The organism is Ochrobactrum sp. P6BSIII (assembly GCF_014138065.1).
Taxonomy (GTDB): Bacteria; Pseudomonadota; Alphaproteobacteria; order Rhizobiales; family Rhizobiaceae; genus Brucella.
On record NZ_JACGXB010000020.1, the window covers coordinates 64,191 to 78,730 of the forward strand.

Sequence of the window (14,540 nt, forward strand, 5' to 3'; positions counted from 1 at the left end):
GTACAATTATTTGTTCAGGATTGAACATGATGAGGCCCCGCTATGGCAACGTTATCTCTTCAGGTTACGCGATTCGGTCTGGGCGTGCTCGGACACATCGCGCCGGAACGTGCCGGTCGCGCGGCGTTCAAGATTTTCTGCCGCACGCCCAGCCGCAAGCCGAAGACGAAAGCCTATGCGGAAAAGTTGCAACAGACGAGCGAAGAGTTGCTCAAGGCCAAAAGGCTTGATCTGATTATCGATCGGGGCGTTGTGGCAACCTATTTGTTCGAACCCGCAGGCGTGGACCGGCACAATGTTCGCACATCGCTCGTAGTGCATGGCTGGGGTTCGCGCAGCGCGGATATGATGGCCATTGTCAGTGCGCTGGTCGCACGCGGTGAGCGAGTGGTCGCCCTTGATCTGCCAGGACACGGCGCTTCGGCGGGACGCGAACTGCATTTCGTTCAGGCTATCGCGGCTGTGGATGCCGCGTGGCGTCAATATGGGCCGTTCTACGCCATGGTGGGGCATTCCTTCGGTGGCGCGGTCGTGGTCAATGCGGCTGCCGGGCCACTGGGCTGCTACCGCGAGCGGCGCCCCGCCAAGCTGGTCACGATTGCGTCACCGCATTCCATGAATGGTGTTTTCGAAGGGTTCGGAAAGGTGCTTCGCTTGAACGCTGATGTGCGTCAGGCGATGAAGGACACTGTTCAGCAAATTGCCGCGCGACCGATCCATGATTTCGATACCGATGTGCATCTGCGCCGACTGTCGATCCCGACACTTGTCATTCATGCGCGCGACGACAAGGAAGTTCCAGCGCGTTGTGCTGAAATGGTTGCCAAAGCGGGGTCGCATGTCCGGCTGCACTGGGCTGATGGTCTTGGGCACCGACGGATCATAGCCAGCCCGGATGTGGCCGGAAAAATTGCAGATTATGTGAGTGGCCCCGTGCCTTTGCGGGCTGTGGCATAGGGGCAGAAACCGATCACGCTGCGGTAAGTCTGTCCCATGCCGCCATTGCGCCATGCGCTGCGGCGATCAGACTTTCAGCGCTACCACCGTCGCGGGCGAGGATGGACATGCCGTTCTGCACTGTCGCGTAAAAGGTGGCGATAGCGCCTGTGTCGATAGTCGCGGGCAGGGAACCTTCATCGATACTGCGCTGAAGGCGGGTGCGCAGCACCTCAATATTGTTGTTGCGGCGTTCTTTCAGGACATTGCAGACATTCTGGCTGGACTGGGTACGGTTAAGCGCATCCAGCGCGATCAGGCATCCACGTGGCTTGTCGGTGACCGAGAAAGTCTCGGCGCTCACAATCAAAAACCGTTCAAATGCCTGCTTCACGTCAGGCGTTTCTTCCAGTTGCGTCCAGATATCGGTGCCGACCTCGTTCGAATAGAGCGACAGGGCATCCATATAGAGCCCCTCCTTGCTGCCAAAGGCGGCATAAAGGCTGGGCGCATTGATGCCCATCGCGGCTGTCAGGTCCGACAGCGATGCACCGTCAAAGCCCTTTTCCCAGAAAACATACATCGCAGCGCGCAATGCCTGTTCCCGGTCAAAATTGCGAGGTCTACCGCGTTCCGACACGCCAATCTCCTTTTTGTATTGATCGTTAAATAAACATCTTGACGATATTCGGCAAGCCTGACACCTATTATGTATCAATCGATACAGAAAGGATGCCTTCATGTCTGGAAAGCCTTTGGATGGAAAAGTGGCCTTCGTAACCGGCGGTAGTCGCGGTATCGGCGCCGCGATTGCGCGACGACTGGCGAAAGACGGTGCAAGTGTTGCAATCACCTATGTAAGCTCGAAGGAAAAAGCCGACGCAGTCGTATCGGCGATCACTGCCGAAGGTGGTCGAGCAGTCGCATTCAAGGCGGATAACCGTAACGCCGATGAAATTGCTGCAACGATTGAAGCGACGGTCAAAGAGCTGGGTCGTCTGGATATTCTGGTCAATAGCGCTGGCATCTGGAAAGCCGCGCCTCTGGATCAGGTGACGCTTGCGGATTTCGATGAGGTTATGGCGGTTAATTTCCGCGCGGTGTTCGCGGCTATATCCGCAGCTTCGCGGCATCTGGGCGAGGGTGGACGCATCATCACCATTGGCTCTAACCTGGCTGACCTTGTCGCTTGGCCGGGCATTAGCCTCTATGCCGCCAGCAAGTCGGCATTGATTGGTCTGACGAAGGGGCTTGCCCGCGATCTTGGCCCCAAGGGTGTTACGGTCAATGTCGTACAGCCGGGGTCTACCAATACGGATATGAACCCCGCTGGCGGTGATCACTCTGGCCCGCAGCTGGAGCGTATCGCGACGGGAAGCTATGGCTCGCCGGATGATATTGCAAATCTGGTGGCATGGCTTGCAGGTCCCGAGTCGCGTTTCGTGACGGGTGCCACGCTGACCGCCGATGGCGGAGCGAATGCCTGATATAAAAAGGGCGGCTCTAACAGCCGCCCTTATTCGTTTCGGAGATCAATCGGGCCAGATCAACCCAGATTGAGTTCCTTGAAGAAATCATTGCCCTTATCGTCGATGACGATGAAGGCCGGGAAATCTTCCACTTCGATCCGCCAGATGGCTTCCATACCCAGTTCCGGATATTCGACCACTTCAACTTTCTTGATGCAGTCCTGCGCCAGACGAGCAGCCGGGCCGCCGATGGAGCCGAGATAGAAACCGCCATGGCTTCCGCAGGCTTCGCGCACCTGACGCGAACGGTTGCCCTTGGCGAGCATCACCATGGAGCCGCCGAACGACTGGAACTGGTCGACATAGGAATCCATACGGCCTGCCGTGGTTGGGCCGAACGAACCGGATGCATAACCGGCTGGCGTCTTTGCCGGACCAGCGTAATAGATCGGGTGGTTCTTGAAATAATCGGGCATGGATTCGCCGTTTTCCAGCCGCTCGCGAATTTTCGCATGCGCCAGATCGCGGGCGACGATAATCGGACCGGTCAGCGAAAGCTGCGTCTTGACGGGGTGCTTGGACAGTTCTTTCAGGATCTCGGCCATTGGCTGGTTGAGATCGATCTTCACCACATGCGACGACAGCTTTTCTTCGTCGATTTCAGGCATGTATTGTGCTGGATTGGTCTCCAGCTGTTCCAGGAAAATGCCTTCCTTGGTGATCTTGCCCTTGGCCTGACGATCTGCCGAGCAAGAAACGCCGATGCCGATTGGCAACGATGCGCCATGGCGCGGCAGGCGGATAACGCGCACGTCATGGCAGAAATACTTGCCGCCGAATTGTGCGCCGACGCCCAGCGACTGGGTCAGCTTGTGGATTTCAGCTTCCATTTCCAGATCGCGGAAAGCATGGCCGGTTTCCGAACCTTCCGTCGGCAGGCTATCGAGATAGCGCGTGGAGGCAAGCTTGACGGTCTTGAGGTTCATCTCGGCTGATGTGCCGCCGATGACAATTGCCAGATGGTAAGGCGGGCAGGCGGCTGTACCGAGGCTCAGGATCTTGTCCTTGAGGAAATCGATCATGCGGTCATGGGTCAAAAGCGAAGGCGTACCCTGATACAGGAACGTCTTGTTGGCCGAACCGCCGCCTTTTGCCACGAACAGGAATTTGTAGGCGTCTTCGCCTTCTTCATAGATGTCGATCTGCGCAGGCAGGTTGTTCTTGGTATTTTTTTCCTCGAACATCGACAGCGGTGCGAGCTGCGAATAACGCAGGTTCTTCTTGTTATAGGCGTCGAGCACGCCGCTGCCGAGCGCGTCGGCATCGCCGCCTTCGGTCCAGACGCGACGGCCCTTCTTGCCCATGATGATCGCGGTGCCGGTATCCTGACACATCGGCAGGACGCCGCCTGCGGCGATATTGGCGTTTTTCAGAAGATCATAGGCCACAAAGCGATCATTATCGGTCGCTTCCGGGTCTTCCATGATCTTGGCAAGCTGCTGGAGGTGTCCCGGGCGCAGCAGATGGTTGATATCGGCAAATGCCGCTTCAGAAAGAAGACGCAGACCTGCCGGGTCGACGGTCAGGATTTCCTGGCCTTTGAATGTATCGACCGAAACAAAGTCGGAGGTCAGTTTGCGATAAGGGGTGATGTCTTCGCCAAGAGGAAAAAGATCGGCGGCGCTTGCTTCTGCCATCGTGGTACCTCGCTTGCTTGCCTGCCGCGCTGGCCGGAAATCGCGAGATCGCCGCCTGCACGTTATGTTGCTCAACCCGGATTGCTGGGTAGCGTTCGGGATAAATTCTGAGGGGCTTTTAGCGCGATGAGAAGCGGAAGCCACTGCGGCACATTGCGCAATGGGATAAACACGGGCCGACCGTTGTAGGCCACATGTTGCTTTAATACGTCTCCCTCAAAGTTTTGTGATTAATTTAGAGCAAGAAATTGAAAGAAGTGGCGTTAGCGTTAAAACTTTCTATACGAGATTCATAAAATCTACGCGAAATGATTGAGACGGATTCGCCTTTTGGCGGACATGCTAACTTTGGCGGTTGAAATGCAGTTTTCTCGGCGCGCGCAGATGGATGCAAAGGAAATTCGCACGAGCGGGTCTTATATCCGCAAAGCGATGGTATTGGCTCTGGCTGCATCAGCCTTGTTCCCTGTTACGCAGGCGCAGGCAGCGAATTCACTTTTCGAGCTGTTCCAGCAGCGCCGTCAGCAGGCCGAGCAGCCTGTTGCTCCGCTTCCGCCCGCCGCCGTCGCTCCCCGCGCTGCAGCCGCGGCTGCGCCAAAGGCGCCAACGCGCATCGCGCCTCCAGTACAGCGTGTGACGGTCAAGGGACCGGAAATCTATGATTACAAGCCGGAAACGCTGATCAAGATCGATTTCACGGCGCTCGACATGCAGGTTACGGCTGCAACGGCTCCGACAACTGCTGTTGATCCGCTGACATCCGGCATGTCTCCAATCCGCGTGGATAAGGCGCCAGAAGCCAGCGAAACGGCTGGCAATCGCGCTTTCGACGCAGCGATGGATTATTTGAAGTCGGTCGATGTGAAGGCTGAGAAACCCATCGCGGAAGCGATCGTTTCCTATTATTCGACCAACCGCTCTTTCATGTGGTCGGCAGACGGCAAGGTGCTTGATCGCGCCAAGGCCGTTGCAGCTTTTTTCGCACGTGCAGGCGAAGACGGTCTCAACGCCGACGAATATGCGGTGACGATCCCGTCTGACAATTTCGATCCGGCGCAGAACGAAGAACGTCAGCAGAAGCTGGCCGAGTTTGAAGTTCGCATGTCGGCCCGTGCGCTGCGCTATGCGATGGACGCGGGCGAGGGACGTGTAATCGCCGACCGCCTGAGCGGTTTCCATGATCTGCCGCGTGATCGCGTCGATCCGAAAGCTGTGCTGGCCAAACTGGCGGATGAAGCTGATCCGTCCGCTTATCTGCACGGGTTCCAGCCCGACAATGCGCAATATGCGGCTTTGAAGCAGGCTTTGTCCGAGACGGACGCGCCGACGGGTGAAACCGTTCGTGTGTCTCTCGATGGCGCTATTCGTCCGGGTGACAGCAGTGATCAGCTGGCCAAGATCGTCGCGCTCATTACCAAACATGCACCTGCCGACTATCTGGAAAAGCACCGCGATATCTTGCAGGCTCATGCCGATACGAGCCTTTACGATCCGGAACTGGTTTCTGCGATCAAGGACTATCAGAAGCTTTCCGGCAGCGCGCCCGATGGCGTTATCGGACGCAACACGATTTCCGCGTTGCAGGGTGAGCAATCATCGGTCAAGCGTGACCGCATTCTCTATTCCATGGAACGCCTGCGCTGGCTGCCGCATGATTTTGGCACACGCTATGTGATGGTCAACCAGCCTGCCTACCGTGCCGAATATTTCGAAGGCGGTCAGGAAAAGCTCGGCATGAACGTGGTGATCGGTTCACCGACCCACCAGACCTATTTCTTCTACAACAAGGTTCAGACGGTTGTGTTCAACCCGTCCTGGGGCGTTCCGCGTTCGATTATCTTGAACGAAATGCTGCCCAAGGTGATGCGCGACACCAGCTATCTCGACCGGAATGGCTATGAAGTCTATGTCGGCGGCAAGAAGGTTTCGGCGAGTGCCGTCAACTGGAGCGCTGTGGCATCGGGCAAGGCGCATGTCGGTATCCGGCAGAAGCCGAGCCTGGACAATGCACTGGGCGAGCTGAAGATTCTGTTCCCGAACGAACACGATATCTACATGCATGACACACCGGCAAAGTCCTATTTCAGCCGCGACATGCGCGCGCTGAGCCATGGCTGCATTCGTCTGGAACGTCCGCGTGACATGGCTGCCGCCGTGCTTGGCAAGCCCGTTGGCGATCTGGAGAAATATTTCGGCAAGAACGAGCGCGGCATCAAGGTACCTGAGCCCGTGCCGGTCTATATTTCCTATTTCACGGCATGGCCGGATGCGAATGGCCAGATTCGTTATTACGGCGACGTTTATGATCGCGACTCTGGCATGCAGAAGGCTTCCGACAAGACGGCAGCTTCGCGGCTGGCAGCGCTTTAATCGGCGCTCTGCCGCTGGCGTTCAGTGGCAGCACGGATTTACAGGTCTTGGATATGGCGGTTATCGTTCGGTAGCCGCCATTTTCGTTGAAGCGTACCGAACTGATTTCAGTGCTGAAAATCATTTTGGGAAATGAGATTGCGGGTGCTTGACTTTGCCCCGAGCGGGACCGTATACGCGTCACCTTGATTGAGCACATAGAAGGCTCTAAGGGCGCGTAGCTCAGCGGGAGAGCATTCGCTTCACACGCGAAGGGTCACAGGTTCAATCCCTGTCGCGCCCACCATTTCCAAATCTCTTTTGAATTCATCTCGTTGGCACGCCTAAGGGCTCGTCAATGCGCTTGCACGAGCCTTCAGTTGCCGGTCGGTGCGGTGGCTCCTGGCACGCCGGTATTCGTCACGATATTTCTATCGCCATCATATTTGGTAATGAGCAGAAGGGCGGTGAGGGCGACTAAAATTGGCACAACAAGACAAAGCACCCTGACCGCGATCAGAGCAGTATGCCATGTCCTTGTCAGCGCTCTAGCTCTCATAGCTAATATTATCTCATGGATACGCTTGATCCGCCAGAATGCGCAATATTAACAATAAGCAATCTTGTGCAGAAACTGCCTGCCCTTATCGCGTGCACCGCTGCCGGTTAAGACGGACTTTGATCTTGTCAGGCTTGCCGGTTTCGGTCGCTTTGGAAGAGACGATATGTGCCCGCACCGTGCAGGTTCCGGCGAGAACCTCGAAATTGTTGGCGCGGATGTACATGACTGTGTTGATCGGGTTCTTCGGGAGTTCGCGAGAAACCGCGTCTACGACCGCTTTCACTTCGGCGGCGCGCTGCTTGGGAGAGGTTGCAGCCATAACTGTGTTGGTGGCTGCGAAGCCGCCTGCCGATAATGCCGCGATGCAGATGAGAATAGCTTTCTTCATTGGCGAAGCCTCCGATTGAGCTGAGTGGATGAAAGCGCGGCTCTGGCCTGAAGAAAAATATCGTCGCTTTCGCTTGTCAGGAGACAGGTAATGCATTTGTCGCTTGGTGCAAGCCTAATAGGCCGCCCGGAGCAAGAAATGTGGAAATTTAAGGCTACTGAAAGTGCATTGCCGGCTAACTGTCGGAACGTTTCGCAAACATAAACTGATCACGCGCTACCGGAATCACCGCTTATTGCACGGGTGGAAGAGACGGAGCAGGCTCGGATTGCACTGGAGCGACAACCGGCGCCGAGGGCGAAGCTCCACAGCGGTTTACGCGGGTATGGCGAACACCTTTCGACAGGAATACGATCTCAAGAGCATCGCCTATCGGGGTGATCGTCACATTCTCGCTGACCTGTTGGGCGTTGCTACCGCAAACCAGATTGAGCGTGAATGTTCCCTTGTAGTTGTCGAGTTTCATCACCGTACACTGCATGTCACGGCTATCGAACCGCTCCTGCGAAATCGTGTAGCGCTTGTCATTATTGCTACACCAAGTGCCAATGATCGGCGTGGGATCGACGGGCGGCTTGGGCGGATTGACGTTGGCTGAAGGCGACGCCGTGCAGGAGGCCAGCGCGGGAAGCGCCAATGCACAAGCAACAACATTCAGTTTACGTGACATTTCATACCCCTGCGATGCAGATCAGACTGGAACGGTCAGGACTATTGGATATCGGGAAAGCTGGACAGGCTCAAGCGTCTAACGCGAGCAGGCTTTCGGTTGGCCATATAAAAAGGGAGGCGCGGCAAGGGCATGCCACGTCTCCCTATAGCTGCATACCAGTTCAACGAAATACGCAGCAGGTCGCAATATGACCCGCTTTGAACGATATTCCGCCGGTTGAAGAGCGCAATTGCATATTTGTAACGAATTGTTGCTGGTCCGATCCGGAGCGGCAATGCCCCTAAAGGTCAATCGCCTTTGACCGACACAACAACGCTGTCGTCGTAAATCTCGACATAAATCAACGGCGTGCCGTTCAGAATGTCGTGCTCTGCGCGTCCGTAGAAGCTTCCATTGGCAACCATGCGCTCAAGACGCGCCCGGTTGGCCTTGTTGTTGAAATAATCATCCAGATCGTCTTCGGAATCGCGCTTGCCATAGACATATACATTCGCCCGATCCTGACGAATAATGGCCGCTGCCGTGGTCAGCCGCTCGCCAGACGAGTTGAAATGATCGGCAGCGCTGAGGCGCGCATAATATGAATCGATTGGTTTCTCAGCCGCACTGGCCGCAGAAGCCGAAGCAAGCAGAAGCGCCGCGACTATAAATCCCCGCATGGTTTCCCTCATATCTATTCAAAAGCTAAAGCAATTGGAGCGGGATAAAAACTGAGTCGCAAGTATAAGTCGAGTGGCTGAAAGGATGAACTTTTAAAAGTGGCGGAGGGTCACGAAAAACCCCGCTAATGCGGGGTTTCGTTCAGGACAACCATCGCTGGCGGTCATACCAGTCGTCAATTTCGGATTTGGCGCGGTCTTTGGCTATGCCGTACCGTTCCTGAATCTTGCCTTCAAGCTGTTCGCGACGCCCGCTGATCTGGTCCAGATCGTCGTCGGTAAGCTTGCCCCATTGTTCCTGGATCTTGCCTTTAACCTGCTTCCAGTTGCCTTCAACACGGTTCCAGTCCATCGGGATTTCCTCCGTTTTGCGTTTTGGGGACAGAGGAGTAACGCACGAATAGCCGGATAGTTCACCGTTCATTGCCAAACGCGATCAGATTGACTGAAACTGTAGGGAGGCGGAAACCAAAAGGAGAAACCCCGACGTTTGTGTTTGGTGCATAATGACGCCGGGGTGCGCTTCACCGCTGATGCAACGAAGCGCGTGTGGAGATGATTGCATAAAGGCGGCAGAAAAATGAACCCGTACAGGTTGCATCGAGAAGATGGAGTGGGAGACGCTCAACAAGGGCAGCGTGGCGTCTCCCATGTCAATTGCGTGTCATTGGGGCAACACGCAATTTAACGGACTGGTGTGTCTTCCAGTCGGGGCGGTTGCTTGGGCCGCCGAAGATGAATTTACAGCGGACCGCATTTATCTCAATCGAAGATTTGTAACGAATATTTGCTGCGTATTTCCTGGCTTTTCCATCGCGGTAACTAATTGTTATCGCGCTAAAAATATTTTGAAGAATATTGATGGTTTTATTAAGATGATCACAGATGGTTGAAAAGTCAAAGCTGTTCATTTTGAGTTCATGCGCTAAGTTTCATGATGCTTCCATCGAGAGGAGTACAGGAAATGAAGCTCTTTAGTGGACTTATCGCAGGAATTGTTGGCGTCGGCTTGTTAGTGGGTGCCGGAGCGGCTTCCGCTGCGCCAGTGGCCAATCTGGCAAAGCCCGGCGTAACCTCCAATGTTGAACAGGTTCGCGACCATCGCGGTTACCATTCGCATAAGCATTGGAAGAAGCGGAATTACCACAGACGGGATCATTGGCGTTCCGATCGTCGCCACTACAGAGATCACCGCTGGCAATCGCACCGTCATTACAAGCGCGATTACTATCGTGGACATCACCGGCATCACGGTGGCCGGTGGAATGGCCCGGGCAGTTCCAATCGATAAAATAATGAGGGGCGCGCGAGCGCCCTTTTCATATGGTGAGCCGTGCACATCGTTTCTGTAAAACGTCAGTAATTGACTGAATCTCCGTTTCGCTGAAACATGCACTCAGTGTGGTCAGACTCGGAGAGCGGCATGTCGGAAGCGGACGATAAAACCAGCAAGTTTCGTCAGGAAGTTCTCGATAGGGTGTTGCGCTATCTGGGGCGATCGCCGGAGACGTTAACCGCCCGGGAAAAGTCCGTTCTCAAGCGATTGGCCGAAAGGCAGACCATCGCGCAAGATATCAACCAATCCTTCGACGAAAAGCGAACCACCGGGCAGCGTTTGGCCGACAAGGTCGCCGAATTTGGCGGCTCATGGACCTTTATCATTGTCTTTGGTGTCATTCTTGCGGCCTGGGTGGTGTTCAACAGCTTGCTCGCGACCAGAGCCTTTGACCCTTATCCGTATATTTTTCTCAACCTGGTTCTCTCCATGCTGGCGGCGGTTCAAGCGCCAATCATCATGATGAGCCAGAACCGGCAGGCGGCTAAGGACCGGCTGGACGCGTCGCACGATTATGAAGTGAATTTGAAAGCCGAAATCGAAATCATGGCTCTGCATGAGAAATTCGATCAGCTGCGCTCGAACGAACTGCGAGGGCTGATTGAGAAACAGCAGCAGCAAATCGAAATTCTGTCAGGTATCCTGCTGGAGAAAAATCAGAAGCAATCCTGATTGCGCAGCAACATTGATCTTCGTTTAGACGTGTTTTTTGCAAGTGCATTGTCCCGAAACGGATGCGGTTCTTGCTCTGAAAAGAAGACGGTATTTCATGTCGAAGTTTTTAAAGCGGTTCCTGCAATCCGTCTTCGGTTTGGTCGTTCTGCTGCTTGTCGGCGCGGCGGCATGGCTTGGTTTCAGCCCACCGGAGCTTTTGCGGGTTGGCACGGGTTATGCGGCCAAGATCGTCTGCTCCAATGTTTTTATCGCCAAGCGTGACGCCGACGCGGTTCTCGCCGATGATGTTCAGGCACCCGGAAATCCACTGCTGAAATTCCTCAATGTTGCCGTGGACGACAACACCAACACCGTAACGGTGCGGATTTTCGGATTCTTCGCGCCCAGCAAAGCTGTGTTTCTTCCCGGGCAGGGATGCGCCAATATTCAATCGACGGATAGTCGTAGCATGGTTAGCGATGAGGCGGCATCAGCGGCAGCGCCGTCGCTGGATATCGCGATCTCCGCAAAGGTGCAGAGCGTTATCGAGGACAACGAACTGGCGGGCCCCGGTATGCGAGCGGTCGCGGTTATTCAAAATGGTCAGCTTGTCGCCGAAACCTATGGAGAAGGCTTCAACGCCGATACGCCGCTTCTTGGCTGGTCGATGACCAAATCCGTCATGGCGACGCTGATCGGGATGCGCGTTGCTGAAAATCGCATGGATCTGGGCAAAAGCAATCTTTTGCCGGAATGGCAAAAGGACGAGCGCGCCAAGATTACCGTTGCCAATCTGATGGCCATGGAAAGCGGGTTGCGGTTCAACGAGAATTACGGAACAGTGGCGGATGTTACGCGCATGCTGTTTCTCGAAAAGGATATGGCTGGATTTGCGGCTTCGCTTCCGCTGGAGGCGCAACCGGGAACGAAATTCAACTATTCCAGCGGTACGGCGAATATTCTGTCCAAGCTGTTCATGGAGAGTTTTGACGACCGGAATGAGGCACTCGTCTATCCGCGCATCGCTCTGTTCGAACCGCTGGGCATGACCAGCGCCATATTGGAAACCGACGCCTCGGGCGTGTTTGCCGGCTCATCCTATATGTATGCGACGGCGCGCGACTGGGCCAAGCTGGGCGCATTTCTGGCAGATGGGGCGAAACTCGATGGCAAGCAGGTTCTGCCAGCGGATTTCGTTTCGTTTATGCGCAAGCCTTCATCGGCCTCAGGTGGTCGTTACGGTTCTGCGCAAGTCTGGTTGCGGGCAGGCGGGGCCAAGGCGGGCGAGGGCAGCATTCCAGACGATGCATTCTGGATGTCCGGCCATGACGGACAAACCGTCATGATCGTTCCATCCATGCATCTGGCCGTGGTGCGTCTGGGGCTGACGCCCACCCGTTCAGGCTATAGCGTCCAAAACCTTGACGCGCGCGTTGTGGAGGCCCTTCGCTAAAGCTTTACTCCGCCAGCACTAGTGGTCTGATTCCAACACTTGCATCCCTCAGTTCACGCGCTGAGCAAATGTTGGAATCATAAAAACCACCAGCAACTATATGTATCTATTTGATTTTTCGAATTTTACGTTTGAAACCGTATATGTGTCAGCGGAGATTCAAACGTCAAATTCAATCCACCAGCTTGCGGAAATCCTTGCCGCTCGGGTTCTGGAAGGCACTCAGGCCGAATTCGGGCAGCACCGCATAGAGGTGATCGAAAATATCGGACTGTATCTGCTCGAAAGACGCCCAGACGGTAGTGTTGGCGAAGCAGTAAATTTCGAGAGGCAGTCCTTCCGGCGTCGGGTCCATCTGACGCACGAGCAGCGTCATGCCCTTATGAACGCCGGAATGATTGCGCAGATAATTTTCCACATAGGCACGGAACGTGCCGATATTTGTGAAACGCCGCGTGTTGACGGGATTTTTGGCGCGGTCGCCTAGCTTGTCGTTCCATTCCGCGATTTCCTTGGCCTTTTTGGGGAGATAATCAGCCAGCCAGTCGACGGATGCCATGCTTGCGCGTTCATCGTTGGAGAGAAAACGGATTGAGTTCTGATCGATGTAAAGCGCACGCTTGATGCGACGACCGCCCGATTCCTGCATGCCACGATAATTCTTCATCGGTTCTGTGATGAGCTTGCGGATCGGGATGGTGGTGATCGTTTTGTCGAAATTCTGCACCTTGACCGTATAAAGCGCGATTTCCGTCACATCACCATTGGCATCGAGGTTCTTCATCTCGATCCAGTCTCCCACGCGAACCATGTTTGACGAGGCGATCTGCATACTGGCGACCAGTGAGAGCAGCGTGTCCTGAAAAACGAGGATCAGCACGGCAGCCATTGCACCGACACCGGAAAGTAGAATAACCGGCGACTTATCAAGCAGGGTTGCGATGATGAGGACGGCGGCGATGATATAGACCGCCAGCTTGGTGACCTGAATATAGCCCTTGATGGGCCGATAACGCGCTTCCGGACGTCGATGATAAAGCGTGTCGACCACACCGAATGCAGAATTGACCGCTAAGGCCAGCGTCAGAATGATAAAGGCGATCGCAACATTACGAATGATCGTGATCGCGGTATCCGGCAGTCCTGGGATCGCCAGAATGCCGGAAGAAATGATCAGGGCAGGAATGATATTAGCCAGACGACTGATGACGCTGTGCTGCTTCAGCTCTTCGTCCTGACCGAATGAAGTTTTCCGAACAATCCGGTCGAGCAGCTTGAGCAGAATTGCCTTGATCAGAAAATTTGCGATGAATGCGGAGAGAAACAATCCCCCAAGAGCCGTAAGCGTCTCCGCCCACGGATGTGCAATAAAGAATTCCGACAATAGATTTTCCCGAGACGTGTTTTCGCGAGTGTTGATGGTTGCCGTTCAACGACCACCACAGTTTTGATGATTGTATCATCGAGATTTATTGCGAAATAAGGCGGTGCGGCCTCCAAATCAACCGCCGGGAGTATTTTTAAGAGATGCCGATCCCGTTAAATTATCCACGGACCGGCATCTGTATGCGAATTGCTACAGTCTTTGATCTTCAAAGAGAGGCGGTGATGCCGCCATCCACGTAGAGCACATGGCCATTGACGAAGGATGAGGCATTGGACGCAAGGAAGATGCAAGCGCCGACAAGCTCATCAACCTTGCCCCAGCGCCCGGCCGGGGTGCGCTTTTCAAGCCAGTTGGAGAAAGTCGGATCTGAAACCAGAGCGGTGTTCAACGGCGTGTCGAAATATCCCGGCGCGATAGCATTGCATTGCAGGCCGTATTTGGCCCAATCGGTGGCCATGCCCTTGGTGAGATTGCCGACCGCGCCCTTTGTGGCGGTATAAGGGGCTATGCCCGGTCTAGCGAGGGCAGTCTGGACGCTGGCGATGTTGATGATCTTGCCCGCGCCGCGCTTGATCATGTGTCTGGCAACAGCCTGCCCCACGTTGAACACGGTGGAGACATTGGCTTTCAGCAAACGTTCAAAAGCATCGGCTGGAAAGTCCTCCAGCGGGGTGCGGTGCTGCATGCCCGCATTGTTGACGAGAATATCTATGGGGCCGAAATCCGCTTCGAACCCGTCTATGGCCGCGCGAACGGCTTCATGGTCCGTCGCATCGAAGGCCAGTGTGTGCTTCACTCCGAGGCTTTCGGCTGCCGCCTTCAGCTTGGCCGCATCGCGACCATTGAGAATAACGTCAGCCCCAGCGGCGGCGAGGCCCTTTGCCAGCGCATAGCCGATCCCTTGCGAAGAGCCGGTCACAAGCGCGCGTTTGCCTGTCAGATCGAAGAGTTGAACGCTCATAGTTCCTCCTGAAGCA

15 protein-coding genes and 1 tRNA gene are annotated in these 14,540 nt (G+C 55.0%); 8 read left to right on the forward strand and 8 right to left on the reverse strand.

Going from position 1 to position 14,540, the window contains the following annotated elements; genetic code table 11:
* The first annotated feature begins 42 nt into the window (after positions 1-42).
* Positions 43-957, forward strand: a complete 915-nt coding sequence (locus FHW00_RS21660; protein WP_078340435.1) for an alpha/beta fold hydrolase — start codon at positions 43-45, stop codon at positions 955-957.
* Positions 958-970: 13 nt separating this feature from the next.
* Here FHW00_RS21660 and FHW00_RS21665 read toward each other — a convergent pair whose 3' ends face one another.
* Entirely contained in the window at positions 971-1,576 is a 606-nt protein-coding gene (locus FHW00_RS21665) for a TetR/AcrR family transcriptional regulator (RefSeq protein ID WP_078340436.1), read from the reverse strand.
* 100 nt (positions 1,577-1,676) lie between these two features.
* Between FHW00_RS21665 and FHW00_RS21670 the strand changes: the two genes are divergently transcribed.
* Positions 1,677-2,423: a 3-oxoacyl-ACP reductase family protein gene (locus FHW00_RS21670; protein ID WP_078340437.1), complete on the forward strand. Its 747-nt coding sequence runs from the start codon at positions 1,677-1,679 to the stop codon at positions 2,421-2,423.
* 59 nt (positions 2,424-2,482) lie between these two features.
* Here the strand turns inward: FHW00_RS21670 and FHW00_RS21675 are convergent, their stop codons facing one another.
* On the reverse strand, positions 2,483-4,102 hold the full coding sequence (locus FHW00_RS21675; protein WP_078340438.1) for a fumarate hydratase: 1,620 nt from the start codon (positions 4,100-4,102) through the stop codon (positions 2,483-2,485).
* A gap of 360 nt (positions 4,103-4,462) precedes the next feature.
* Between FHW00_RS21675 and FHW00_RS21680 the strand changes: the two genes are divergently transcribed.
* Both FHW00_RS21680 and FHW00_RS21685 read left to right on the forward strand, forming a co-directional pair.
* Positions 4,463-6,472 (forward strand): L,D-transpeptidase family protein, encoded by a 2,010-nt coding sequence (locus FHW00_RS21680; protein WP_078340460.1) that lies wholly within the window; start codon positions 4,463-4,465, stop codon positions 6,470-6,472.
* A gap of 211 nt (positions 6,473-6,683) precedes the next feature.
* Positions 6,684-6,758 (forward strand) — tRNA-Val (locus FHW00_RS21685).
* A 337-nt stretch (positions 6,759-7,095) separates the two neighbouring features.
* Here FHW00_RS21685 and FHW00_RS21690 read toward each other — a convergent pair.
* From FHW00_RS21690 to FHW00_RS21705, 4 genes are all read right to left on the reverse strand, one after another.
* Positions 7,096-7,401, reverse strand: coding sequence for a hypothetical protein (locus FHW00_RS21690; protein WP_078340439.1), 306 nt, complete (start codon positions 7,399-7,401; stop codon positions 7,096-7,098).
* 232 nt (positions 7,402-7,633) lie between these two features.
* On the reverse strand, positions 7,634-8,071 hold the full coding sequence (locus FHW00_RS21695) for a hypothetical protein (RefSeq protein WP_176168366.1): 438 nt from the start codon (positions 8,069-8,071) through the stop codon (positions 7,634-7,636).
* Between the two features lie 290 nt (positions 8,072-8,361).
* Positions 8,362-8,733, reverse strand: coding sequence for a hypothetical protein (locus FHW00_RS21700; RefSeq protein WP_078340440.1), 372 nt, complete (start codon positions 8,731-8,733; stop codon positions 8,362-8,364).
* A 142-nt stretch (positions 8,734-8,875) separates the two neighbouring features.
* A complete protein-coding gene (locus FHW00_RS21705; RefSeq protein ID WP_078340441.1) occupies positions 8,876-9,085 on the reverse strand; it encodes a CsbD family protein in 210 nt (69 codons plus the stop codon).
* A 256-nt stretch (positions 9,086-9,341) separates the two neighbouring features.
* Between FHW00_RS21705 and FHW00_RS21710 the strand changes: the two genes are divergently transcribed.
* From FHW00_RS21710 to FHW00_RS21725, 4 genes are all read left to right on the forward strand, one after another.
* A complete protein-coding gene (locus tag FHW00_RS21710) occupies positions 9,342-9,626 on the forward strand; it encodes a hypothetical protein (protein ID WP_078340442.1) in 285 nt (94 codons plus the stop codon).
* A 71-nt stretch (positions 9,627-9,697) separates the two neighbouring features.
* Positions 9,698-10,024 (forward strand): hypothetical protein, encoded by a 327-nt coding sequence (locus FHW00_RS21715; RefSeq protein WP_078340443.1) that lies wholly within the window; start codon positions 9,698-9,700, stop codon positions 10,022-10,024.
* Positions 10,025-10,156: 132 nt separating this feature from the next.
* A complete protein-coding gene (locus FHW00_RS21720; RefSeq protein ID WP_078340444.1) occupies positions 10,157-10,741 on the forward strand; it encodes a DUF1003 domain-containing protein in 585 nt (194 codons plus the stop codon).
* Positions 10,742-10,838: 97 nt separating this feature from the next.
* Complete coding sequence (locus FHW00_RS21725; protein ID WP_078340445.1) at positions 10,839-12,176, forward strand: serine hydrolase domain-containing protein; 1,338 nt, start codon at positions 10,839-10,841, stop codon at positions 12,174-12,176.
* Between the two features lie 172 nt (positions 12,177-12,348).
* Here the strand turns inward: FHW00_RS21725 and FHW00_RS21730 are convergent, their stop codons facing one another.
* Both FHW00_RS21730 and FHW00_RS21735 read right to left on the reverse strand, forming a co-directional pair.
* Entirely contained in the window at positions 12,349-13,560 is a 1,212-nt protein-coding gene (locus FHW00_RS21730; RefSeq protein ID WP_078340446.1) for a mechanosensitive ion channel family protein, read from the reverse strand.
* 208 nt (positions 13,561-13,768) lie between these two features.
* Positions 13,769-14,524: an SDR family oxidoreductase gene (locus FHW00_RS21735; protein ID WP_078340447.1), complete on the reverse strand. Its 756-nt coding sequence runs from the start codon at positions 14,522-14,524 to the stop codon at positions 13,769-13,771.
* Positions 14,525-14,540: the final 16 nt, after the last annotated feature.

Excerpts from the sequence above, each read along its gene's own strand:
- FHW00_RS21725 (WP_078340445.1), top strand. The coding sequence starts at position 10,839 with ATGTCGAAGTTTTTAAAGCGGTTCCTGCAATCCGTCTTCGGTTTGGTC.
- FHW00_RS21675 (WP_078340438.1), bottom strand. The coding sequence starts at position 4,102 with ATGGCAGAAGCAAGCGCCGCCGATCTTTTTCCTCTTGGCGAAGACATC.
- FHW00_RS21735 (WP_078340447.1), bottom strand. The coding sequence starts at position 14,524 with ATGAGCGTTCAACTCTTCGATCTGACAGGCAAACGCGCGCTTGTGACC.
- FHW00_RS21700 (WP_078340440.1), bottom strand. The coding sequence starts at position 8,733 with ATGCGGGGATTTATAGTCGCGGCGCTTCTGCTTGCTTCGGCTTCTGCG.
- FHW00_RS21690 (WP_078340439.1), bottom strand. The coding sequence starts at position 7,401 with ATGAAGAAAGCTATTCTCATCTGCATCGCGGCATTATCGGCAGGCGGC.
- FHW00_RS21720 (WP_078340444.1), top strand. The coding sequence starts at position 10,157 with ATGTCGGAAGCGGACGATAAAACCAGCAAGTTTCGTCAGGAAGTTCTC.
- FHW00_RS21680 (WP_078340460.1), top strand. The coding sequence starts at position 4,463 with ATGCAGTTTTCTCGGCGCGCGCAGATGGATGCAAAGGAAATTCGCACG.
- FHW00_RS21670 (WP_078340437.1), top strand. The coding sequence starts at position 1,677 with ATGTCTGGAAAGCCTTTGGATGGAAAAGTGGCCTTCGTAACCGGCGGT.
- FHW00_RS21715 (WP_078340443.1), top strand. The coding sequence starts at position 9,698 with ATGAAGCTCTTTAGTGGACTTATCGCAGGAATTGTTGGCGTCGGCTTG.
- FHW00_RS21710 (WP_078340442.1), top strand. The coding sequence starts at position 9,342 with ATGGAGTGGGAGACGCTCAACAAGGGCAGCGTGGCGTCTCCCATGTCA.
- FHW00_RS21660 (WP_078340435.1), top strand. The coding sequence starts at position 43 with ATGGCAACGTTATCTCTTCAGGTTACGCGATTCGGTCTGGGCGTGCTC.
- FHW00_RS21705 (WP_078340441.1), bottom strand. The coding sequence starts at position 9,085 with ATGGACTGGAACCGTGTTGAAGGCAACTGGAAGCAGGTTAAAGGCAAG.
- FHW00_RS21695 (WP_176168366.1), bottom strand. The coding sequence starts at position 8,071 with ATGTCACGTAAACTGAATGTTGTTGCTTGTGCATTGGCGCTTCCCGCG.